Annotated in this window: 22 protein-coding genes; 10 read left to right on the forward strand and 12 right to left on the reverse strand. The window is 62.7% G+C overall.

Annotation, left to right across the window (positions count from 1 at the left end; translation table 11 throughout):
• Positions 1-171: 171 nt before the first annotated feature.
• Positions 172-1,803 (reverse strand): AMP-binding protein, encoded by a 1,632-nt coding sequence (locus tag EP237_RS18595; protein WP_127562396.1) that lies wholly within the window; start codon positions 1,801-1,803, stop codon positions 172-174.
• A gap of 402 nt (positions 1,804-2,205) precedes the next feature.
• Here EP237_RS18595 and EP237_RS18600 point away from each other — a divergent pair, with 402 nt between their 5' ends.
• Complete coding sequence (locus EP237_RS18600) at positions 2,206-2,874, forward strand: Hint domain-containing protein (RefSeq protein ID WP_127562397.1); 669 nt, start codon at positions 2,206-2,208, stop codon at positions 2,872-2,874.
• 143 nt (positions 2,875-3,017) lie between these two features.
• Entirely contained in the window at positions 3,018-3,551 is a 534-nt protein-coding gene (locus tag EP237_RS18605; protein WP_127562398.1) for a dihydrofolate reductase family protein, read from the forward strand.
• 59 nt (positions 3,552-3,610) lie between these two features.
• On the opposite strand, the gene EP237_RS18610 is transcribed toward EP237_RS18605, so the two are convergent.
• The 8 genes from EP237_RS18610 to EP237_RS18645 all read right to left on the reverse strand — a co-directional run bounded on the left by EP237_RS18610 (position 3,611) and on the right by EP237_RS18645 (position 11,384).
• The gene (locus EP237_RS18610) at positions 3,611-5,818 is read right to left on the reverse strand and encodes a 3-hydroxyacyl-CoA dehydrogenase NAD-binding domain-containing protein (RefSeq protein WP_127562399.1); all 2,208 of its coding nucleotides are present in this window, start codon (positions 5,816-5,818) and stop codon (positions 3,611-3,613) included.
• Entirely contained in the window at positions 5,815-6,288 is a 474-nt protein-coding gene (locus tag EP237_RS18615) for a cupin domain-containing protein (protein WP_127562400.1), read from the reverse strand. Before EP237_RS18615 ends, EP237_RS18610 begins: the two co-directional genes overlap by 4 nt.
• Entirely contained in the window at positions 6,288-7,499 is a 1,212-nt protein-coding gene (locus tag EP237_RS18620) for an acetyl-CoA C-acetyltransferase (RefSeq protein ID WP_127562401.1), read from the reverse strand. The genes EP237_RS18615 and EP237_RS18620 overlap by 1 nt, the downstream gene beginning before the upstream one ends.
• A 16-nt stretch (positions 7,500-7,515) precedes the next feature.
• Positions 7,516-8,007: a hypothetical protein gene (locus tag EP237_RS18625; protein WP_127562402.1), complete on the reverse strand. Its 492-nt coding sequence runs from the start codon at positions 8,005-8,007 to the stop codon at positions 7,516-7,518.
• Positions 8,004-8,648, reverse strand: a complete 645-nt coding sequence (locus tag EP237_RS18630; protein WP_127562403.1) for a glutathione S-transferase family protein — start codon at positions 8,646-8,648, stop codon at positions 8,004-8,006. Before EP237_RS18630 ends, EP237_RS18625 begins: the two co-directional genes overlap by 4 nt.
• Before the next feature lie 310 nt (positions 8,649-8,958).
• Positions 8,959-9,171, reverse strand: a complete 213-nt coding sequence (locus EP237_RS18635; RefSeq protein ID WP_127562404.1) for a hypothetical protein — start codon at positions 9,169-9,171, stop codon at positions 8,959-8,961.
• A 10-nt stretch (positions 9,172-9,181) separates the two neighbouring features.
• Entirely contained in the window at positions 9,182-10,954 is a 1,773-nt protein-coding gene (locus EP237_RS18640; RefSeq protein ID WP_127562405.1) for an acyl-CoA dehydrogenase C-terminal domain-containing protein, read from the reverse strand.
• Positions 10,955-10,985: 31 nt separating this feature from the next.
• Positions 10,986-11,384: a MerR family transcriptional regulator gene (locus EP237_RS18645; RefSeq protein ID WP_071690766.1), complete on the reverse strand. Its 399-nt coding sequence runs from the start codon at positions 11,382-11,384 to the stop codon at positions 10,986-10,988.
• Between the two features lie 305 nt (positions 11,385-11,689).
• Between EP237_RS18645 and EP237_RS18650 the strand changes: the two genes are divergently transcribed.
• Positions 11,690-12,940, forward strand: coding sequence for a glycosyltransferase family 61 protein (locus EP237_RS18650; protein WP_127562406.1), 1,251 nt, complete (start codon positions 11,690-11,692; stop codon positions 12,938-12,940).
• 38 nt (positions 12,941-12,978) lie between these two features.
• On the opposite strand, the gene EP237_RS18655 is transcribed toward EP237_RS18650, so the two are convergent.
• Positions 12,979-13,338: a MerR family transcriptional regulator gene (locus EP237_RS18655; protein ID WP_127562407.1), complete on the reverse strand. Its 360-nt coding sequence runs from the start codon at positions 13,336-13,338 to the stop codon at positions 12,979-12,981.
• 123 nt (positions 13,339-13,461) lie between these two features.
• Between EP237_RS18655 and EP237_RS18660 the strand changes: the two genes are divergently transcribed.
• Genes EP237_RS18660 through EP237_RS18670 form a run of 3 tightly spaced genes read left to right on the forward strand, consistent with a single transcriptional unit; the run spans position 13,462 to position 15,756 of the window.
• Positions 13,462-13,914, forward strand: a complete 453-nt coding sequence (locus EP237_RS18660; protein WP_127562408.1) for a PaaI family thioesterase — start codon at positions 13,462-13,464, stop codon at positions 13,912-13,914.
• Positions 13,911-14,438: a PaaI family thioesterase gene (locus EP237_RS18665; protein ID WP_127562409.1), complete on the forward strand. Its 528-nt coding sequence runs from the start codon at positions 13,911-13,913 to the stop codon at positions 14,436-14,438. The genes EP237_RS18660 and EP237_RS18665 overlap by 4 nt, the downstream gene beginning before the upstream one ends.
• A complete protein-coding gene (locus tag EP237_RS18670) occupies positions 14,419-15,756 on the forward strand; it encodes an MATE family efflux transporter (protein WP_127562424.1) in 1,338 nt (445 codons plus the stop codon). Before EP237_RS18665 ends, EP237_RS18670 begins: the two co-directional genes overlap by 20 nt.
• Before the next feature lie 78 nt (positions 15,757-15,834).
• Here the strand turns inward: EP237_RS18670 and EP237_RS18675 are convergent, their stop codons facing one another.
• Positions 15,835-16,887, reverse strand: coding sequence for a quinone-dependent dihydroorotate dehydrogenase (locus EP237_RS18675; RefSeq protein ID WP_127562410.1), 1,053 nt, complete (start codon positions 16,885-16,887; stop codon positions 15,835-15,837).
• A 1-nt stretch (position 16,888) separates the two neighbouring features.
• The gene (locus EP237_RS18680) at positions 16,889-17,227 is read right to left on the reverse strand and encodes a DUF952 domain-containing protein (RefSeq protein ID WP_127562411.1); all 339 of its coding nucleotides are present in this window, start codon (positions 17,225-17,227) and stop codon (positions 16,889-16,891) included.
• A gap of 123 nt (positions 17,228-17,350) precedes the next feature.
• Here EP237_RS18680 and EP237_RS18685 point away from each other — a divergent pair, with 123 nt between their 5' ends.
• From EP237_RS18685 to yddG, 4 genes are all read left to right on the forward strand, one after another.
• Positions 17,351-18,955 (forward strand): bifunctional metallophosphatase/5'-nucleotidase, encoded by a 1,605-nt coding sequence (locus EP237_RS18685; RefSeq protein ID WP_127562412.1) that lies wholly within the window; start codon positions 17,351-17,353, stop codon positions 18,953-18,955.
• A 163-nt stretch (positions 18,956-19,118) separates the two neighbouring features.
• Positions 19,119-19,283 carry a DUF1127 domain-containing protein gene (locus EP237_RS23200; protein WP_164744763.1) on the forward strand — a complete coding sequence of 55 codons (165 nt, stop codon included), beginning with the start codon at positions 19,119-19,121 and terminating at the stop codon, positions 19,281-19,283.
• A 98-nt stretch (positions 19,284-19,381) separates the two neighbouring features.
• Positions 19,382-20,041, forward strand: coding sequence for an SOS response-associated peptidase (locus EP237_RS18690; protein WP_127562413.1), 660 nt, complete (start codon positions 19,382-19,384; stop codon positions 20,039-20,041).
• A 64-nt stretch (positions 20,042-20,105) separates the two neighbouring features.
• Positions 20,106-20,984, forward strand: coding sequence for an aromatic amino acid exporter YddG (gene yddG / locus EP237_RS18695; RefSeq protein WP_127562414.1), 879 nt, complete (start codon positions 20,106-20,108; stop codon positions 20,982-20,984).
• Positions 20,985-21,069 lie beyond the last annotated feature (85 nt).

The raw sequence follows: 21,069 nt of genomic DNA on the forward strand, positions 1-21,069 counted from the left end.
TGTGATCACTCAATGGCAATAAAGTCCGCGCAGCGGACAACCCCGCAACTCGCTGCAAATGTCCGATTTTCCGCATTCGCTAAGTCTGCTGCGGGGCGCTGATGCGGCAGTGAGGGACACGAACGGTCCCTTCGCCACGCTTCAGGCGGCTCTGGCCCGGTACGAAACCGACTACAGCGCTTGCGCCACCTTGCGCAGTTCGAACTTCTGGATCTTGCCGGTCGAGGTTTTGGGCAGTTCCTGGAACACCACATGCTTGGGGGTCTTGAACCCGGCCAGGCGCTGGCGGGCGAAGGCGATGAGGTCGTCTTCGGTTGCCTCGACCCCCGATTTCAGTTCCACGAAGGCGCAGGGCACCTCGCCCCATTTGTCATCGGGCTTGGCCACCACGGCACAAAGCAGCACGGCGGGGTGGTGCATCAGCGCGCCCTCGACCTCGACCGAGCTGATATTCTCGCCGCCCGAGATGATGATGTCCTTGGCGCGGTCGGCGATCTGGATGTAGCTGTCGGGGTGTTGCAGCGCGATATCGCCGGAATGGAAATAGCCGCCCCGGAAGGATTCGGCGGTGGCACGGGGGTTCTTGTAATAGCCCTTCATCACCGAATTGCCGCGGATCATGATTTCGCCGGTCGCAGTGCCGTCCTGCGGGATCTGGTTCATGTCGCTGTCGGTGACGATGATGGGTTCCATATTCGGCAGCGCAACGCCCTGGCGGGCCTTGATCGCGGCGCGGTCGGTCTGAGACAGATCGCCCCACTGGTCGTCCTTCCAGACGCATTCGGTGGCATGGCCATAGGTTTCGGTAAGGCCATAGACCTGCGTGACGTTGAAGCCCATGGGCTCGATCGCGGCGAGCGTCGCGGCCGCCGGGGGGGCGCCTGCGGTGAAGACCTCGACGGTGTGATCAAAGGCGCGGCGATCGGCCTCGGAGGAGTTCACGATCATGTTCAGCACGATGGGCGCGCCGCCGAAATGGGTCACGCCCTCATCGGCGATGGCGTCATAGATCGCCTTGGCGGTCACGTCGCGGCAGCAGACCACTGTGCCGCCAAGCGCGGGCAGCATCCAGGTGTGGCACCAGTTGTTGCAGTGGAAGAAGGGCACGATGGTCAGCAGGCGGGGATAGAGCGTCATCCGCCAGGCGATGGGGGTGCCAAGGGTGATGAGGTAGGCGCCGCGATGGTGATAGACGACGCCCTTGGGCCGCCCGGTGGTGCCGGAGGTGTAGTTGAGCGCGATGCTCTCCCATTCATCCTCTGGCATGATCCATTCGAAATCGGCGTCGCCCTCGGCCAGCAGATCCTCATAGGTCAGGTGACGGCCAGAGGCGGGGTAGCCGGCCTGTTCGTCGGGGACCTCGACGATCAGCGGCAAATCCTCGGCTTCCATTTCCTTCAGCGCCGCCTCGACCGCGCCAAGGAATTGGGTATCGACCAGCACCACGGAGGCTTCGCCGTGATCGAGGATGTAGCTGATGGTGCCGACTTCGATCCTTGTGTTGATCGTGTTCAGAACCGCCCCGCAGGCGGGCACGCCAAAGAGCGCCTCGGCCTGGGCGGGGACATTGGGCATGACGGTGGCGACCACATCGCCCGGCGCGACGCCACGACCGGTAAGGGCAGAGGCCAATTGCGAGACGCGGGCATGGTATTCGGCATAGGTCTTTCGGAACGTGCCATAGACCAGTGCCTCGACCTGCGGATAGACCAGCACAGCGCGTTTGAGATGCGACAGCGGCGTCAGCGGCACGAAATTCGCGGCGCGTTTTTCCAGCCCGGTTTCATCCTTCATCCAGCCCATGCGGTGTCCTCCTTGCCGGTGGTCGATGCGGTGATCGGGATGTTTGGCAGAGATTTTTCAAAAGAAAAGAGTTTGTGTGACGCAACGGCACCAAATGTCGGACATTTGGCGGTCCTGTATCCTGAACAGTCGCTAATGCAGGCTGCCGATGCACCGTGACCCGGGGCGCGCGCCGCCCGCGCTGGTGCTGTCCTGCATCAGCCTGCGAATCGCAGGGCAATTGCAGCGGGACGTCTGCCGAGCAGCGGCCGATCCGGGGGGCGCTTTGCACGACCCTCCATTCAGAAAACTGGAAACACTCTTTAAGGGGAAATGATCTGTTAATTATTATTGCTCGAAGTTTTTCATATTTTCGCCATTCTGAATCTCAATAAGAAATTCAATCAAACAATAGAATCGAGCGTGACCAAGCAGATCAGACACAGGGCCGTTGGAAAGGCCATCATTCCCGGTGCGGCGATGCTGACCGGGTTCGGCGGCGAGGCCTTGCCCCTGGGGTTGCAGGGGCGGACACCGGTGCAGACCCCCTATGGCGATCTGCCGGTCAGCGAGTTGACGCCGGGGACATTGGTGGAAACCTTCGAGGACGGGTACAAGGAAATCCGCGCCATCATCCAGCGCCGGGCCTGGGCCAGCCCGTCCGAACGCTGCATGGAGCATTGGCCCTTCGAAATTCCCGCAGGTGCGCTGGGCAATTGTGAGCCTTTGCAACTGATGCAGCATCAGGCGGTCATCTATGAAAGCGATCTGGTGGAGAAGATGACCGGCGATCCCTTCGTTCTGCTGCCAGCGAAGGCGCTTGACGGATATGGCGGTATCAAGCCGGTGGAACCCGTGGGGGATCAGCTGGTCTATGAACTGATCTTCGATCATCCGCAGGCGATTTGCGTGGGCGGCGGCACCTATCTGCTGGCCGACGATGCGCTGAGCTTCGAGGTGGCATTGGGGCATCAGAAGATCGTGGACAACTGCAAGGCGCTGAGCTGGGAAAAGGCGCGACTGCTGATGAAGCATATCGAGGCCGGGACCTTCGCCGAAGGCAGGGCCATGGTCGCGGCAGAGGTGGACTAGGTCCGGCTCGGCTTGCCTTTCCTGCCGGGTGCAGGGTAGGAATTGCCCTGACAACAGGAGTGCTCTGCCAGTGATCAAGTAAGGACCAACCCGTTTCCGTGGCCCCTCGGGGTCAAGTTGGACCTTGTTTGAGGAGCACCTGAATGCATCCCGTTATCTATGACGTGGCCGTATCTGTGGACGGCTATATTTCCGGTCCCGAAGGGGACATTTCCGGTTTTGCCCATGAGGGACCGGTGGTGGAGGACTATGTCGCCCGACTGGAGGGCTATGCCACCGCCATCATGGGGCGTGGCACTTACGAGTTTGGATATCGGTTCGGTATGGAGCCGGGGCAGAATCCCTACACCCACATGCGCACCCATGTCTTTTCCGAGCGGCTGGACCTGCCCGACAAGCGGGCGGTGACCCTGCATCGCGGGGCAGGGCGGGCGCAGGTGGTGGAGGTGATCCGTAGGTCTGCCGGGCCGGTCTACCTGTGCGGCGGCGGGGCGTTTGCCGGGACGCTGCAGGGCTGGGGTCTGATCGACCGGCTGCGGGTGAAACGCGCGCCGATTGTTCTGGGCGGCGGCACGCGGTTGTTCGGGGGCTGCCCGGTGCAACCGGACCTGCGGTTGATGTCACAGACCGTCTATGCCGGCGGTTATCTGTATCAGGAGTTCGAGATCATCCGCTAAGACATGAGAAAGGGGCGAGGGGAATGACCCGCCTCGCCCCTGATTGCCTTGCCTGCGACTTAGGCGGCTTTCTTTGCTTGCGGGCCGAAGCGGCCGTAGAAGCTCTGCCCCTTGCCTGCCATTTCGCGCAGCAGATCGGGGGTGGAGAAGCGGTCGCCATAGGTCTCGGTCAGCTGGTCACAGCGTTCCGCCGCATAGGGCGTGCCGAGCATGTCGAGCCAGCTGAACGGACCGCCCGACCACGGCGCGAAGCCCCAGCCGAGGATCGCGCCGACATCGCCTTCGCGGATGTCTTCCAGTACGCCTTCCTCCAGCGCGCGGACCGCTTCCAGCACCTGTGCGAAGAGCAGGCGGTGCTGCACCTCGATCAGCTCGGGCTGTTCATCCGCCACCGGGTATTTCGCGGCGAGGCCATCCCACAGGCCCTGACGCTTGCCCGCGTCGTCATAGGCGTAGAAACCGGACTTGGACTTGCGGCCAAGGCGGCCCTCGTCGGCCATCCAGAACAGCACCTCGTCCACGGCACCATCGGGGTAGGCGTCGCCCATGGCGGCCTTGGTGGCCTTGGCGATTTTCACCCCGAGGTCGATGGAGGTCTCGTCCACCAGTTGCAGGGGGCCAAGCGGCATGCCGACCAGTTTCGCCGCATTCTCGATCAGCGCCGGGGCCACGCCCTCCTTCACCATGCGAATGCCTTCGTTGATGTAGGGGATGATGCAGCGGTTGGCGTAGAAGAAGCGGGCGTCGTTGACGACGATCGGTGTCTTGCGGATCTGGCGCACATAGTCGAGCGCCTTGGCCACGGCGCGGTTGCCGGTTTCCTTGCCCTTGATAATCTCCACCAGCAGCATCTTGTCGACGGGGCTGAAGAAGTGGATGCCGATGAACTGCTCGGGCCGTTTGCTGGCCTTCGCCAGATCGCTGATCGGCAGGGTTGAGGTGTTGGTGGCGAAGATCGCGTCTTCGGGAATGACCGCTTCCGCTTTGGCGGTGACCTCGGCCTTGACGGAGGGGTCTTCGAAGACCGCTTCCACGATCAGGTCGCAGCCTTCGAGTGCTGCGTATTCGGTGGTGGCGGTGATGCGGGCGAGCAGGTCGGCTTTCTGCTCCTCCGTCACCTTGCGGCGCGAAATGCCCTTGTCGAGGATGCCGGTGGAGTAGCTCTTGCCCCGGTCGGCGGCCTCTTGCGTGGAGTCGATCAGCACAACCTCGATGCCCGCCTTGGCCGAGACATAGGCGATGCCTGCCCCCATCATGCCCGCGCCCAGAACGCCGACTTTCCTGACGGTTTCATCTGCCACGTCCGGACGGTTCGCGCCCTTTTCCAGCGCTTCCTTGTTGACGAAGAGGCTGTTGATCATGGCCGAGGACGAGGGGTTCATCAGCACATTGGTGAACCAGCGCGCCTCGACCTTCAGCGCCGTGTCGAAGGGCACCAGCGCGCCTTCGTAGACGGCAGAGAGCAGCGCCTTGGCCGCCGGGTAGACGCCCTTTGTCTTGCCGTTCACCATGGCTGCCGCGCCGAGGAAGGTCATGAAGCCGGAAGGCGAGTAGGGGGCGCCGCCGGGCATCTTGTAGCCCTTCTGGTCCCACGGTTTGACGATATCGGCGTCTTTCGCGTTCAGAACCCAGTCCTTCGCAGCCGACAGCAGCTCGTCCGCCGGAACGACCTCATCCACGATGCCGGCGGATTTGGCCTTCTTCGGGTCGGAAAGCTTGCCTTCTAGCAGGAAGGGGCTGGCCGCCATCGCGCCCATCTTGCGCACGAGGCGGGTGGTGCCGCCCGCGCCGGGGAAGATGCCGACCATAATCTCCGGCAGGCCGATCTTGGCCTTGGGGTTGTCGGCGGCAAAGATGCGGTGGCAGGAGAGCGGGATTTCGAGGCCAATGCCAAGCGCGGTGCCGGGCAGGGCGCAGGCGATCGGCTTGCCGCCTTTGTTGGTCTTGGGATCCATGCCCGCGCGCTCGATCTTGCGCATGATCCGGTGGGCATTCATGATCCCGTCAAAGAGCCCCTTGGCCGGGTTGTCGCCCGCCATTTCCTTCATCTTGGCGATGACCTTGAGGTCCATCCCGCCCGCGAAGCTGCCGGGCTTGCCGCTGGTCAGGATCACGCCCTTGATGGCGTCGTCAGCCAGCGCCTGGTCGATCAGCGCCTCCAGCTCGACCCAGCCTTCGAGGGTCATCACGTTCATGCTCTTGCCCTGGGTGTCCCAGGTGATGGTGGCGACGCCGTCAGCGTCTGTTTTCATGGTGAAATCGGTCATTTTTCGTCTCCCTTGAGCGGGGTGCCGTCTTTGCGGGTGAAGGTGAAACCGGTCGCGTCGACGCTGATTTTCAGGTCGATATCGCTGTACCAGCCGGTCTCGGTTTCCGTGCGGGTGCCGATGACGAGGAAGCGGGCCTCGTCGCCGGTTTTGTTGATGAAGCAGTGGCCGTTGGGATCGCCCGCCTTGAAGGTCGCGCAATCGCCCACGGACATCGGCGTTTCACCGTGGTCATCGACCAGCGTGCAGGTGCCTTGGGTGACCATGACGAATTCGTCCTGCCGTTCGTGCCAGTGGCGCAGGGAGGATTTCGCGCCGGGGGCGAGGATGACGATATTCGCGCCGAACTGCGTCAGACCGCCCGCATCGCCCACGCGAAGCGAGGATCGCCCCTCCATCTCCGCATCATAGGGCGCGGGGTAGATGGAGCCGGTACGGGCTGTGAGTTGGCTCAGGTCGATCTTGGGCATCAGACGCGCTCGATGATGGTGGCGGCACCCATGCCGGAGCCGATGCAGAGCGTGGCAAGCCCGGTTTCCTTGTCGGAGCGTTCGAGCTCGTCCAGAAGCGTGCCGAGGATCATCGCGCCGGTGGCCCCAAGCGGGTGGCCCATGGCGATAGAGCCGCCATTGACGTTGATCTTGTCCCAATCCGCGTCGAAAGCCTGCTGGAAGCGCATGACGACAGAGGCGAAGGCCTCGTTCACCTCGAAAAGGTCCAGATCGCCGATGGTCATGCCGGATTCGGCAAGGATTTTCTGCGTCACAGGCACCGGGCCGGTCAGCATGATGGTGGGATCGGTGCCGATCTTGGCGGTGGCGCGAATGCGGGCGCGGGGCTTGAGGCCCATGGCCTCGCCAAACGCCTTGTTGCCGATCAGAACGGCGGCGGCGCCATCGACGATGCCAGAGCTGTTGCCTGCGTGGTGGATGTGGTTGATCCGCTCCAGATGCGGGTATTTCATCAGCGCCACGGCGTCGAAACCGGGCATGACCTCGCCCATGTCCTTGAAGGACGGTTTCAGCCCGCCGAGCGACTGCATGTCGGTGCCGGGGCGCATGTATTCGTCATGATCGAGGATCGGCAGACCGTTCTGGTCAAAGACCGGCACCACGGATTTGGCGAAGCGATTGTCATCCCAGGCGGCTTTCGCGCGCTTTTGGGATTCCACCGCCAGCGCATCGGCCTGATCGCGGGTGAAGCCGTATTCGGTGGCGATGATATCGGCGGAAATGCCCTGCGGGACGAAATAATTGTCCATCGCAATGGCGGGGTCGACGGCAATCGCGCCGCCATCCATGCCCATGGGCGTGCGGCTCATGCTTTCGACGCCACCGGCGATATAGGCATTGCCCGCGCCGCCCTTGACCTGGTTGGCGGCGAGGTTCACCGCCTCCAGCCCGCTCGCGCAGAAGCGGTTGATGGAGAGGCCCGGGATCGACTCGTCAAGGTCCGAGGCCAGAACGGCGGTGCGCGCGAGGCAGGCGCCCTGTTCGGCCACTTGCGTGACATTGCCCCAGATCACATCCTCGACGGCATGGCCTTCGAGATTGTTGCGGTCTTTCAGCGCGTTCAGCGCAATCGCGGACAGCCGCGCGGCGCTGACTTCGTGCAAGGAGCCGTCCTTGCGGCCCTTGCCGCGCGGGGTGCGGATGGCGTCGTAAATATAGGCGTCGGTCATGGGGAATCCTTACGTCTCAGGTCTGTGGCAGGTCGGCTGGAAGCGACCAATGAGTGTCGACATGTTCTCTGCAAGCGCGGGCGGCGCTGAGGGTTTCGGTTGCGGCGGAGCAGGCCCGGTGAAGGCTTTCGCGCGCCTCCCGGAAGCCCTGGGAGGCCCAGAAGACCGTGGCCAGAGCGGACAGGGTGGCCAGTGCAAAGCCAGCGAAGATCAGCGGCGCGTCGCGTGGCAATCGCTTTGCCGGTATGAGGAGCGGCAGGGCAGTGATCGCGCCCGTGCCGAAGAAGAGCAGCAGAGTTGCCGGGGCTTCATAGTCGATCATGCCAAGAAACACTGCCATCGCGGGCAGAGCGGCCAGACAGGTTGCGCCGAAGAGGAGGGCAAAGGTGCTGCGTGGCAGCGGGTCCGTCTGCCCGCGATAGGGTTTGAGAACGCAGGCGAGGCTCGCTCCTCCCACCAGCCCGCCGACCAGGGCGATGGCCGCCATGATGACGAAGGCTGCGGTCATTTGGTGGTCTCCTTCTCCGTCATGGCGCGCGGCATCAGGTCGTAGGGGTGTTGCCAGCCCGGCGTGTCGGACAGGCGGGTAAGCCAGGCGTCGATATGGGGCCATTCGGCCCGGTCAAAGCCGAAGGGCTCGGGGTAATAGAGATAGCCGCAGCAGGAGAGATCGGCGTTGGTCAGGCTGTCGCCGACGATCCAGTCGCGGCCCTCCAGATGGGCGTTGAGCGTCGCATAGGCGGCTTTCAGGCGGCCCTGCATGAATGCGATGACATTGGGGTCGCGGTGCTTTTCGGGCAGGAAGTTCATCAGGAAGCGGGTCATCCCGGCCTGGGAAGACATCTTGTGGTTGTCCCAAAGGACCCACCGGAGCACCTCGTAGCGATCTTCGGGCGCGCCACCATGCTTGCCGCTCTTGTCGGTCACATATTGCTGGATGACGCCGGACTGGGTCAGTTTCACGTCGCCATCGACCAGAACCGGCGCCTCGCCCATTTCATTGATATTGGCGCGATAGTCTGGGGTGCGAGTTTCCCCGGCGAAGAAATCGACATGGACCGGGTCCCAGTCGAGGCCGGACAGTTCCAGCGCCAGCGCCGCCTTGTAGGCATTGCCGCTTTCCCCGAAACAGTAGAGCTTGATCGTCATGCGCCATCCTCCCTAGCCAGTGTCGCGCAGGCGGGGGATTTCACACCCCCCGCACCCCCCGTGGAGTATTTCAACCAAGAAGAAGGCTCGTAACCGGATATTAAGGTTAACCGCCTAGCTTGCTCCCTGCGGTACAGGCTGGAGAGCCGATGACCGCCCAAGGAGAAGGCACTCTGCGTATCCGATCCCTCGCGCGCCGGGCCAATGGGGCCTCCGATGCGGGGCTGCGCGGAATGGCAGAGTGTCCCCTCCTTCTTCTTGGTTCAAATACTCAAAACTCCTCACTCTCTCCGGGCACTGTCGTCCGAGGTCATTTCTTGCGGGTTTCCAGCTCCGAATTGAACAGCCGGATGCGGTGGGTGAAATTGTCCTCATCCACCACGCTTTTCCAGTTCTCGAAGAGGAAAGACAGAAACTCCCCCTCGTCGAGCCCGGCCTCACCGGCCAGCGCCCTCAGCTTGCGATACCCGTCTTCGGACATCGCGATATTGGGGCGGCGGGTGAGGCGCAGGCGTTTGGGCATCGGGTCCCTCTCAGAACTGGTCTGCGGTCAGGCCCATGACGGTATCGGCGCCGGACTGGATCCGCGCCAGATGCATGCCGGTAGCGGGCAGCTGGCGGGTCATATAGTAGCGCGCGGTCACGAGCTTCGTCTCATGAAAATCAGGGTCGGTGGTGCCGTTTGCAAGGGCGTCGAGCGAGGTTTTCGCCATCCGTGCCCACATCAGCGCCAGGCAGACATGGCCCATCATATGCATGAAATCGGTTGAACCAGCGAGCGCGGCATTGGGGTTTTTCATGCCATTTTGCATGAAGAACATGCCCGCGGCCTGAAGGTCCTTCGACGCCTGCTTGAGCGGGCTTACAAAGGGTTCCATCGCCTCGTCGCCGTTTTCCTTGCAGAAGGTTTTGACCATTTCGAAGAAGGCCATGACATGCTTGCCGCCATCGGCTGCCAGCTTGCGGCCCACGAGGTCGAGCGCCTGCACGCCATTGGCGCCTTCGTAGATCATCGCGATGCGGGCGTCGCGGGTGAACTGCGACATGCCCCATTCCTCGATATAGCCATGGCCGCCATAGACCTGCTGGGCCTGCACGGTCATGTCATAGCCCTTGTCGGTCAGGAAGCCCTTGATGACGGGTGTCATCAGCGAGATCAGCCCGTCCGCATCGGCATCCTTGCCACGATGGGCCTGGTCGATCAGGGTGGCGCCCCACAGCACAAAGGCGCGCGCGCCCTCGGTGAAGCTTTTCTGATCCATGAGGCTCCGGCGGATATCAGGATGCACGATCAGCGGGTCGGCGGGCCCATCGGGGTTTTCAACGCCGGTCACGGCGCGGCCTTGAAGGCGGTCTTTGGCGTAGATCAGCGCGTTCTGATAGGCCGCTTCAGCCTGCGCGAGGCCTTGCATGCCGACGCCGATGCGGGCCTCGTTCATCATGGTGAACATGGCGCGCATGCCTTTGTGCTCGGTGCCCAGTAGCCAGCCCTTGGCTCCGTCATAGTTCATGACGCAGGTGGAATTGCCGTGGATGCCCATTTTCTCTTCGATCTTGCCACAGGCGACGCCATTGCGCGCGCCAAGGCTGCCGTCCTCGTTCACGAGGAACTTTGGCACGATGAAGAGGGACACGCCCTTGATGCCCTCTGGGCCGCCGGGGATCTTGGCCAGGACGAGGTGGATGATGTTCTCGGCCATGTCGTGTTCACCCGCCGAGATGAAGATCTTCTGCCCGGTGATGGCGTAGCTGCCATCCTCCTGCGGTTCCGCCTTGGTGCGCATCAGGCCCAGATCGGTGCCGCAATGAGGCTCGGTCAGGTTCATGGTGCCGGTCCAGTCGCAGGCGATCATCTTGGGCAGATAGGTCGCCTTCTGGTCGTCAGAGCCATGGGCCAGAATCGCAGAGGCCGCGCCATGGGTCAGGCCCTGATACATGGCAAAGGCCTGGTTGGAGGCCGCGAACATTTCCAGCGTCGCCGCGCCGAGGACGAAGGGCATGTTCTGGCCGCCATATGCCTCGGGCATGTCGAGACCGGTCCAGCCACCTTCGCGGACCTGGTCGAAGGCCGCCTTGAAGCCGGTGGGGGTCCGCACGACGCCGTTTTCCAGAACGCAGCCCTCGGTGTCGCCCACGACATTGAGGGGGGCCAGCACTTCGGCGTTCAGCTTGCCGCATTCTTCCAGAATGGCGGCGGTGAAATCGCGGTCCAGCTCGTCATAGCCGGGGATGGATTGCTCGGTCACCTTCAGCACGTCGTGCAGGATGAATTGCATGTCCTTGGTGGGGGCGGTGTAGCTCGGCATCTGGTCCTCCCGAAGAAGCAGAAAAGGGGTGTCAGGCTGATTTCTGGCCGCCGGACAGGCTGGCCAGCATGTCATCGACCATGCCCATCTGAGATTTCATCTCGTCTATGGCATCGTCCAGTTCGGCGCGGCGGCGTTCCAGGTCGTCGAGCCGTTCGCGCGCCACTTCCAGCGTGCGCTTGAGCTGCGTTTCCTGTTGGTCGCCCACATAGTAGAGTTCCAGAAGCTGCCGGATTTCCTCGAGCGAGAAGCCGAAGCGCTTGCCGCGCAGGATCAGTTTCAGACGGGCCCGGTCGCGCCGGGTGAACAGCCGTTTCTGGCCTTCCCGGATCGGGAAAAGCAGTTCCTTGGACTCGTAAAAGCGCAAGGTGCGCGGCGTCACGTCAAACGCATCGCACATCTCGCGGATCGACATGGTTTCGGGATCCATGAGGTCACCTATAGTCATAAACATCGTTGTGTGGGTCCCGATTTGCGATTCTCGGGACAAGCTTACAAGATAAGTTTACGTTAACGTAAAATAGACGTCGCGTCACTTTCTAAATTGACGGCGCGTCAGCGGATTTTTGCGCGGATGCCGCGTCCATCGCACAATACCCGATGACGCAATAATATCTCGGAACCTGCCGAATCTATCGGCTTCAAAATGGGGATGCTTTGCCGCAGGGCGCGTTGGAATCGCTGTTGGACGATGGCACTTCGCGCGACTTGCTTTCGACTATCGGGCGAAGTAGCGTGCGGCATCAGATTGATCTTAAGGTCTTCACGATTTTGATACAGTTCGCCAAACGGGTTTTCTCCCGCGCGGTAAAGCGCCTGGGTATCTCGTACAAGCTTGGGACGCACCTGCATCTAGCGCCGATCAATTGGCTTCGGAGTGATGCGGGCATGCCGCCCATGCCATTCAATCAACCCTCCCTCATTCTTCCCCATCTGGCCAATCGGCCCCGCTGGTCACATCTGAAGGATCTGCAAGAGGCAGACCTGTGCGCCCACGCCAAGCCACTGGATCGCGTCATTGATCCGCTTCCGACGCGTATCGCCGTGCCCTTTGCTCAGGCCCCCAAGATCGCGCGCCTGCATCTTGCAGGGCCGCAGCAGGTCAAAACTGCAAGGGCGCATGTTTTCCAAGATGTTCTGTTTGCAAATCGCGGAGATCGCTTCTGTATCATGCGTGGCGACCGTGTTGATGCCCAATCCACGGCTCTGCCCGGCCCGGCAATGGCGCAGCAGATCGCTGCGGGAAGGGTGACGCCGATCCGGGTGATGGCCTATTGCGGCGACCGCCACAATCCTGGAAATCCGGCCCATTTCGTCGCCGATCAACTGACCAGAGGGCTGATCCTGCGTGATACCTATGGCGTGGCGTCAGAAGACATCTATCTGCCCGAAACCTCGGCCCCGCTGAACCAAGTGATGCAGCACGCCCTTGATCCCGGTTTCCAGACGGCACGCCCAGGTCATGTCTACAGCGTGGGCACTTTGGTGATGAGCAGCGATTCATTGGGCGCCCACAGCCACAGTCACCCGTTCCACTATTGTGATGCAGAGCTCATGGCGCAAATGGCAGCCGCTGCTGAGCGAGTGGTCGGAGCTGGGTCGGGTCATGGCAAGAAAATCTACCTTTCCCGCACGGGAATGCGACGGAGGCCATTAAGCAATGAAGCCGAGTTGCAGGCCGCACTTGAGGCCGACGGATTCACCACGATCCGGATGGAGGAACTGGACGGCGTCGGCCAGCTTGATGCCATTCAGGGAGCCGATGTCATCGTTGCACCGCATGGGGGTGCGCTGACCTCTCTCTTCGCGGCAAAGCCCGGATCACGCTGCATCGAGATGTTTCATCCGCACAAAGGAACAACGGCATTTGCAATGATCGCTGCCCGACGTGGTCTGAACTATGCGCCTGTATTCGGAGAACCGCAGACTGGCGATGCCTGGCGAATTGACATCCCGAAGGTCCTTGCGGCGACACGCGGGGACTAGATCGACCGAAGCGTGTTCAGCTCTTCAGGGCATTCAATTTACTTGAAGACATCGCGCATGCGTTCCAGTTCGACGATGATTTCGTCCAGCTCGTCCCGGCGGCTGCGCAACTCGTCCAGCTGTTTGCCTGCCATTTCCATCCAGACCTTGCGTTGCAGGCGCTGCTCAGGATCAGCGTTATAGAGTTCCAGCCACTGGCGCAGGTCTTCCAGCTTGAAGCCAAAACGGCGGCCCCGCAGAATCAGCGTCATGCGGGCAACTTCGCGGGGGCCATAGAAGCGCTGGCGGCCTTCCTTCTCGGGAAACAGCAGCTCGATATACTCGTAGTGACGCAAGGTGCGCGGGGTCACGTCGAAGCGTTCGCACATCTCTTTGAATGTCAGCCGTTCCTCAGCCATGCTCGCCCCGATCTGTCCTGACTCTTGCCGTAACGGGATTGTGCATCAGGGTTGCGGGGAATGCAAAACCGTGTTCCCTGTTTCCTACTCCGAATACCCGAAAGAAGAGGGAAGGGACCGCCCATGACGCTGAAAGCCGGCGAAAAAGCCCGCATCGCCAAGCAGTTTATCGAGGCGATTCCGTTTTCCAAGGCTCTGGGCATGAACCTTGACGATATCGGCGACGGGTTTGCCGTGATCTCCATGCCGTGGAACGAGGATCTGGTGGGCGACCCGCAAAGCGGCGTTATTCATGGCGGTGCCGTGTCGGCGTTGATGGACACCTGCGGCGGTGCGGCGGTGATGAGTCACCCCGACGCACCCGCAGGCACGGCGACGATTGATCTGCGCATCGACTACATGCGCCCGGCGACCCCCGGTCAGCGGATCATCGCGCGGGCGGAATGCTATAATGTGACCCGGTCCGTGGGCTTTGTCCGCGCCAGCGCATTCGACGAGGATGAGGATCGGCCCGTGGCCACCGCCGCCGGGGCCTTCACCGTGGAACGCCCGAAGGAAAAGGAGGCCAAGGCATGACCCGCCCCCGTCCCGAACCCGTTCAGGTCGTCAAGGAACGCCGTGACCGCGCGTTGGAGCTGCTGGTGAAGGGCGTGCCCTATGCCCGGTTCATGGGGATCGAGTTCGACCGGCGCGGCGATGAGCTGACGGCGATCATGCATTATAACGAGAAGCTCATCGGCAACCCGTTCCTGCCGGCGCTGCATGGGGGTGCGATAGCATCCTTTCTGGAGATGACGTCGATCATCGGGCTTAGCTGGCAGACCTTGTGGGACGATATTGAATCGGGTCGCACCGCCGCCGAGGACCTGTCGCCCGAAACCATGCCGCGCCTGCCCAAAACCATCGACTTTACCGTCGATTACCTGCGCGCCGGGCTGCCGCGCGACGCCTATGCGCGGGCGCGGGTGAACCGGTCTGGCCGCCGCTATGCCAGCGTTCATGTGGAAGCATGGCAGGACAATCGCGACAAGCTCTTCGCGCAGGCCACAGGGCATTTCCTGATGCCCTCGCGCAATGGCAATGGGGCGCGTGTTGGCTGAGAGCGCGGGCGTGGCTGACGCCATTTCCCACAAGCGCATCCTGAAAATTGCGCTGCCGATCATGCTGGCGAATGTGACGGTGCCGATCCTGGGCGCGGTTGATACCGGCGTGGTGGGGCAGATCCCCGAAGCTGCGCCGATTGCCGCCGTGGGGGTGGGCGCCATCGTGCTGTCCGCCATCTACTGGATCTTCGGGTTCCTGCGCATGGGCACCACCGGGCTGACCGCGCAGGCGGCGGGCGAAGGCAACGGGCCGGAGGTCGTGGCGCTGCTGACCCGGGCGCTGATGATCGGCTGTGCCGGCGGCATGCTGATGATCGTCCTGCAACGGCTGATTTTCGCGGGGGCCTTCTGGGTCACACCAGCCAGCGCAGAGGTCGAGGGTCTGGCGCGCAGCTACATGGCGATCCGCATCTGGTCAGCTCCTGCGGCGATTGCCCTTTACGGGATCAGCGGCTGGCTGATCGCGCAGGAACGCACGCGGGGCGTGTTGATGCTGCAGCTGTGGATCAACGGGGTGAATGTGGTGCTCGACTTGCTCTTCGTGCTGCAGCTTGGCTGGGGCGTCGAGGGCGTGGCCTTCGCCACCTTCATTGCGGAATGGTCGGGGCTGGCTATGGGGCTGTGGCTCTGCCGGGGGGCGTTCCGCTCGCCGGGCTGGAAGGATTGGGCACGGGTGTTCGACCGGGTGCGCCTGAGGCGCATGGCGGTGGTGAATGGCGATATCATGGTCCGCTCGCTCCTGTTGCAGACGATTTTCGTCTCGTTCCTGCTTCTCGGTGGCCGGTTCGGGGATGTGACGCTGGCCGCCAATCAGGTGCTGCTGCAATTCCTGCATATCACGGGCTATGCGCTCGATGGCTATGCTTTTGCCGCCGAGGCGCTGGTGGGGCAGGCCTTCGGGGCCGGGCGGCGGGGGCTTTTGCGACGGGCGGCGGTGCGCAGTTCGGCCTGGGCTACGGGCACGGCTGTGCTGCTGGCCATTGGGTTCGCGGTGCTGGGGCCGTGGCTGATTGGCGTCATGGCCAAGGATGCGGAGGTGCAGGCCGAGGCGTTGCACTACCTGCCCTGGATGATTGCCGGGCCGATCAGTTTTCTGGGGCTGATCATGTTCGACGGGATCTTCATCGGGGCCACGCGGTCCGCCGATATGCGCAACATGATGATCGTCTCGGCCCTGATCTATTACGCGGCCTTGTGGCTGTTGCTGGAGCCCATGGGAAATCACGGGTTGTGGCTGGCGCTCCACATCTCGTTCATAGCCCGTGGCGTGACGCTTGGTCTACGCTATCCGGCCCTGGAGCGCGCTGTGGGCTAGGCGCGGGGAAGGATTTTCGAAAATCCTTTCTGAAAAATCTTCCAAGATTTTTTCACCGCCCGGCCGCAATGGCAGGTGTCAAAGCCAGTCGCTTCGCCCGGTGCCCACGGCGTCTGCAACCGTTTCGAACCCGTCGCGGGCCAGCAGCGTCTCCAACCCATGCGCGATCTGTGCCGCCAGCGACAGCCCGCCATAGACAAGCGCTGTATAGAGCTGCACGGCCGAAGCCCCGGCGCGGATCTTGGCATAGGCCTGTTCCGCCGAGCCGACGCCACCCACGCCAATGAGCGGCAGCTTGCCCTCGGTCAGGTGTGACAGGCGCGCCAGAACCCGTGTGCTCATCTCGAACAGAGGTTCACCGGACAATCCGCCCATCTCGCCCTTATGCGCGCTTCTCAGCCCTGCGCGGGATTTGGTCGTGTTGGTCGCGATGATGCCCGAGAGGCCGGAGCCAAGCGCCACCTCTGCGATATCCTTGATCTCGGAGGGGTCCAGATCGGGCGCGATCTTCAGGAAGACGGGGATCGGAACCGCCAGACCCGCGCGCGCCTCCATCACGCCCGCCAGAAGCGCCTCCAGCGCCGCCTTGCCCTGAAGGTCGCGCAGGTTCTCGGTATTGGGCGAGGAGACATTGACGGTCGCGAAATCCACATGCGCGCCGCAGCAGGTCAGGACGCGGGCGAAATCGGCGGACCGGTCGGCGCTGTCCTTGTTGGCGCCCAGGTTCAGCCCCACAACCGCGCCCTTGGGTCGGGTGGCCAGCCGGGTGGCAATCGCCTCCATCCCGTCATTGTTGAAGCCGAAGCGGTTGATTGCGGCGCGATCCTCGGTCAGTCGGAAGAGGCGTGGTTTCGGATTTCCGGGCTGAGGGCGGGGGGTGGCGGCGCCCACTTCGATAAAGCCGAAGCCTGCGCGCGACAGCGGTGCGAGTGCGGTTGCGTTCTTGTCGAACCCCGCCGCAAGACCAACCGGGTTGGGCAGGTTGAGCCCGGCCACCGTCGTGCGCAGCCGGTCGGAGGTCACGACACCCGGCAGCGGTGCAAGGCCCATGGTCAGCGCCTTCAGCGCCAGCCCGTGGGCTGTTTCCGGGTCCATCCGGCGCATCAGCGCCATGCCCATCCGTTCCAGCATCTCAGCCCTCCAGATCAGGGAACACGTGGCGACCGTCGACCAGCGGCAGAGGCTTGGACCACAGCACATCCGCCAGCCGCAGGGGCGCATAGAGATGCGGGAACAGCGCGCCGCCGCGCGAGACTTCCCATTTCAGGGCGTCTCCAAGCGCATCAGCCTCCAGCGCCAGCAGAACCAGCCCCTCAGCCCCGGCGAAATGCTTGGCGGCTGTCTCGGCGGCCTGCTCGGCGGTGGAAAAATGCACGAACCCGTCGGCGATATCGACAGGCGCCCCGGCGCTTTCGCCCATGGCCTGCAACTCGGCCCATTCCGGGGCCCGGAGGATCTTGTAAATCAGCATGGGCCGCACTTGGCCCGAGAGCGACCCGGCGTCAAGTGTCACATCACGGTCATCGACCCCCTTTACTTGCGCGATGGCCCCCGCCAAGCTGTGGGGATAACACATAACAGGGAGTCTTTTCCGATGTTTGCTCGAATCCTGTGTTCGACGGCCATGCTGGTTGCCCTTGGCACCACAGCCTCCGCCGACGTGACCCTTCATATTCTGCATATCAACGACCTTCACAGCCGTATCCAGCCGATCAACCGCTTCGACAGCACCTGTTCGGCCGAGGATGACGCCGCGGGCGAATGCTTTGGCGGCGTGGCGCGGGTGGCCACCGCCATCAACACCCTGCGTGATGAGCTGACCGAAGCGGGCGAGAACGTGATCGTTCTGGACGCGGGCGACCAGTTCCAGGGCTCGCTCATGTACACGACCTTCAAGGGCGACGTGGAAGCCGAGATGATGGAAGCCATCGGCTTCGACGTCATGGCCGTGGGCAACCACGAGTTCGACGACGGCCCCGGCAACTTCCGCCGCTTCCTCGATACGGTCAGCTTCCCGGTGATTTCCGGCAATCTCGACCTCAGCCAGTCCGAAGAGCTGAACGGGCAGGTGGAAAGCTATGTGGTGCTCGACGTGAACGGCCATCAGGTGGGCGTGATCTCGGCACTGGCGACGGATACGGCGGAAACCTCCAGCCCCGGCCCGAACGTGATCTTCCAGGACGAAATCGACGCGATCCAGTCTGATGTGGACGAACTGACCGAGATGGGCGTTGGCATGATCATCGCCCTGACCCATGTGGGCCTGCCGCAGGACATGCGGATTGCCGAGGCGGTGACCGGGCTTGACCTGATCGTCGGTGGCCATTCGCACACCTACCTGTCGGCGGATGATCCCGACCGTCACGGCCCCTATCCGACCTGGGTCGATGGCCCCGATGGTGCAATGGTGCCGATTGTGCAGGCCTATGCCTATTCCAAGTATCTGGGACATCTGGAAGTGACCTTCGACGATGAGGGCAACCTGATCTTCGCCGATGGCAACACCATGCTGCTGGATGCGTCGGTTGAACCCGATGCGGCCATTGCGGCGCGGGTTGCGGAACTGGCGGCTCCGATCCAGGAAGCCATGGCCGAGGTCGTCGCGGAAAGCACCGACGTGATCGACGGCTCGCGCGACAATTGCCGTGCGCGGGAATGCCAGATGGGCGTTCTGGTGGCGACGGCCATGCTGGACCGCACCCGCGATCAGGGCATGGATGTGGCCATTCAGAACGGTGGCGGTCTGCGGGCGTCGATTGACGCCGGTGAGATCACCATGGGTGAGGTCTTCACCGTGCTGCCCTTCCAGAACACCGTGGCGACCTTCCAGCTGTCCGGTGCCGGCATCATCGCGGCGCTGGAAAACGGCGTCAGCCAGGTCGAAGACGGCGCGGGTCGCTTCCCGCAAGTGGCAGGCATGCGCTACACGTGGAACCCGGCAGGCGAACCCGGCAGCCGCATCGTGTCGGTCGAGATCGAAACCGCGGATGGTTTCGTGCCGATTGATCCCGAGGCGATCTATGGCGTCGTGACCAACAACTACATGCGGTCCGGCGGGGATGGCTACCGCATCTTCTCGTCCGAGGGGATGAATGCCTATGATTTCGGTCCGGGTCTGGAACAGGTTGTGGCCGACTATCTGGCCGAGAACAGCCCCTATATGCCGCATCTGGAAGATCGGATCATGGAAGGCGAATAAGCCTGACAATTGACTGGTTTCAAGGGGGCCGGGCAGGCGACTGCCCGGCCTTTTTGCTGCTATGCAGCATTTGCATTGCGGCCTTGGTGCCTTGTCAGTTGTCGTTTCTGTTGGCGCTAACATATTGGGGGTATCGAAACGCGAAACCTGAAGGGAGTTACCGATGTCCTTCGCTCATACCAAACTGGCTGAAGATGTCCGCAAATACGCCGCTTACCGCCGCACCCTGCGCGAGTTGAGCACATTGCCGCTGCAAACCCGGCTCGACCTCGACATCTATTCCGGCGATATCCGCAAGATCGCGCACAAGGCCGTTTACGGCGCCTGATCGGTCAGGACTCGGGACCAGATGAGGGCCGGGCATCCGCTCGGCCTTTTGTATTTGGCCTGCTTGCGAGGACGGCAAAGCGCGCATACCCTCGGCCCATGTGTGGACGCATGACCATCACCCACAAGGTCGACGCGATGGCGCGGTTCGTGGATGCCGCGCCCGCCAATGACCTGCCGGACGGGCCGCGCTTCAACGTCTGCCCGACGCAGGCGGTCGGGGTGGTGACATCTGTGGAGGCGTCGCGCCTTTACCGTCCCATGAGGTGGGGGTTCCTGCCCCATTGGTACAAGACTCCCACGGACGGGCCGCTGCTGATCAACGCGCGGTCTGAGACGATCGCCGAAAAGCCCGCCTTCCGTGAGGCCTGCCGCCAGCGGCGCTGTCTGGTTCTGGCCACGGGGTTCTATGAATGGACCAAGGATACCGATGGCAAGCGTCTGCCGTGGTATATCCGGCCTGCAGACGGGGATCCGCTGGTTCTGGCGGGCATCTGGCAGGATTGGGCGCAGGGGGATGAGCAGTTCACCACATTCGCCATTGTCACCTGCCCGGCGGGCGAGGGGCTCAGCCATATCCATCATCGCGAGCCTGTCAGTCTAGCGCGCGAGGATTGGGGCAAGTGGCTCGGCGAAGAGGGCAAGGGGGCAGCGCTGCTGATGAAGGCTGCCCCGGCTGATCGGTTCGAAAGCTTCCGCGTCGATCCGAAGGTCAATTCCAACCGTGCAGAAGGGCCGGAGCTGATCGAGCCGATCTGAGCCATCTTGCCGGGCGGTGCGCGGGTTGCTAGGGCGAAGGGCAGCTTTCGAAAGGCCCCCGCCCATGACCCGCAACAGTGCCACCGGCGTCGGTTTCATTGCCATTCTTCTCTGGGCGCTTCTGGCCTATTTCACCGCCGAAAGCGGGCAGGTGCCGCCGTTCCAGCTGACCGCGATGAGCTTCGGCATCGGAGGTCTGGCCGGGGCGCTGACCTGGATCGTGCGGCCGCAGGGTATTGCGGCCCTGCGCCAGCCCGCCAAGGTCTGGGCGCTCGGGATCGTGGGACTGTTTGGTTATCATTTCCTCTACTTCACCGCGCTTCGAAACGCCCCTACGGTCGACGCGAGCCTGATCTGCTATCTCTGGCCACTTCTGATCGTTCTGATGTCTGCGCTTGGCCCGGGGGAACGGCTGGGGCTGCATCATGTTGCCGGTGCGTTGATGGGCTTTGCCGGGGCGGTGATGATCGTGACGCGGGGGCAGGGGATCGCTCTGAACCCGGACTACGCCTTCGGCTATGGCATCGCTTTTCTGGCGGCGTTCTTCTGGTCCTCCTATTCGGTCCTGTCGCGCCGCTTTCGCGAGGTGCCGACCGATGTGGTGACGGGGTTCTGCCTTGTCACCGCTATTTTGGCGACCATCGCGCATCTGATGCTGGAAGAGACGATCTGGCCGCAGGGCATGGGCGAGTGGCTGGCGGTCGTGGGCCTTGGGATCGGGCCTGTCGGGCTGGCCTTCTTCGTCTGGGATATCGGGGTCAAGCATGGCGATATCCAGGTGCTCGGCGCGGCGAGCTATTCCGCGCCGCTGCTTTCTACGCTGCTGTTGGTCGCGCTTGGGGCAAGCCCCTTTACCTGGGTCATCGCCATTGCCTGCCTGTTGATCACTCTGGGGGCCACGGTCGCGGCAAAGGACATGATCCTGCGCCGTAAGGTCCAATAGAAACAGGCCGCCCACAAGGGGCGGCCCGGTGTCAGTCCAGGGAGGAAATATTTGGACGGCTGCTCGATCATTGTTGATTCTTTTC

It is taken from the genome of Nioella ostreopsis, from assembly GCF_004000255.1.
GTDB lineage: Bacteria > Pseudomonadota > Alphaproteobacteria > Rhodobacterales > Rhodobacteraceae > Nioella > Nioella ostreopsis.

Coding starts and splice junctions, on each gene's coding strand:
- EP237_RS18680 (WP_127562411.1), bottom strand. CDS start 17,227: ATGCTGATTTACAAGATCCTCCGGGCCCCGGAATGGGCCGAGTTGCAG.
- EP237_RS18685 (WP_127562412.1), top strand. CDS start 17,351: ATGTTTGCTCGAATCCTGTGTTCGACGGCCATGCTGGTTGCCCTTGGC.
- EP237_RS18610 (WP_127562399.1), bottom strand. CDS start 5,818: ATGACCGATTTCACCATGAAAACAGACGCTGACGGCGTCGCCACCATC.
- yddG (WP_127562414.1), top strand. CDS start 20,106: ATGACCCGCAACAGTGCCACCGGCGTCGGTTTCATTGCCATTCTTCTC.
- EP237_RS18615 (WP_127562400.1), bottom strand. CDS start 6,288: ATGCCCAAGATCGACCTGAGCCAACTCACAGCCCGTACCGGCTCCATC.
- EP237_RS23200 (WP_164744763.1), top strand. CDS start 19,119: ATGTCCTTCGCTCATACCAAACTGGCTGAAGATGTCCGCAAATACGCC.
- EP237_RS18655 (WP_127562407.1), bottom strand. CDS start 13,338: ATGGCTGAGGAACGGCTGACATTCAAAGAGATGTGCGAACGCTTCGAC.
- EP237_RS18660 (WP_127562408.1), top strand. CDS start 13,462: ATGACGCTGAAAGCCGGCGAAAAAGCCCGCATCGCCAAGCAGTTTATC.
- EP237_RS18635 (WP_127562404.1), bottom strand. CDS start 9,171: ATGCCCAAACGCCTGCGCCTCACCCGCCGCCCCAATATCGCGATGTCC.
- EP237_RS18595 (WP_127562396.1), bottom strand. CDS start 1,803: ATGGGCTGGATGAAGGATGAAACCGGGCTGGAAAAACGCGCCGCGAAT.
- EP237_RS18620 (WP_127562401.1), bottom strand. CDS start 7,499: ATGACCGACGCCTATATTTACGACGCCATCCGCACCCCGCGCGGCAAG.
- EP237_RS18690 (WP_127562413.1), top strand. CDS start 19,382: ATGTGTGGACGCATGACCATCACCCACAAGGTCGACGCGATGGCGCGG.
- EP237_RS18625 (WP_127562402.1), bottom strand. CDS start 8,007: ATGACCGCAGCCTTCGTCATCATGGCGGCCATCGCCCTGGTCGGCGGG.
- EP237_RS18605 (WP_127562398.1), top strand. CDS start 3,018: ATGCATCCCGTTATCTATGACGTGGCCGTATCTGTGGACGGCTATATT.
- EP237_RS18630 (WP_127562403.1), bottom strand. CDS start 8,648: ATGACGATCAAGCTCTACTGTTTCGGGGAAAGCGGCAATGCCTACAAG.
- EP237_RS18665 (WP_127562409.1), top strand. CDS start 13,911: ATGACCCGCCCCCGTCCCGAACCCGTTCAGGTCGTCAAGGAACGCCGT.
- EP237_RS18640 (WP_127562405.1), bottom strand. CDS start 10,954: ATGCCGAGCTACACCGCCCCCACCAAGGACATGCAATTCATCCTGCAC.
- EP237_RS18670 (WP_127562424.1), top strand. CDS start 14,419: ATGGGGCGCGTGTTGGCTGAGAGCGCGGGCGTGGCTGACGCCATTTCC.
- EP237_RS18675 (WP_127562410.1), bottom strand. CDS start 16,887: ATGCTGGAACGGATGGGCATGGCGCTGATGCGCCGGATGGACCCGGAA.
- EP237_RS18645 (WP_071690766.1), bottom strand. CDS start 11,384: ATGGATCCCGAAACCATGTCGATCCGCGAGATGTGCGATGCGTTTGAC.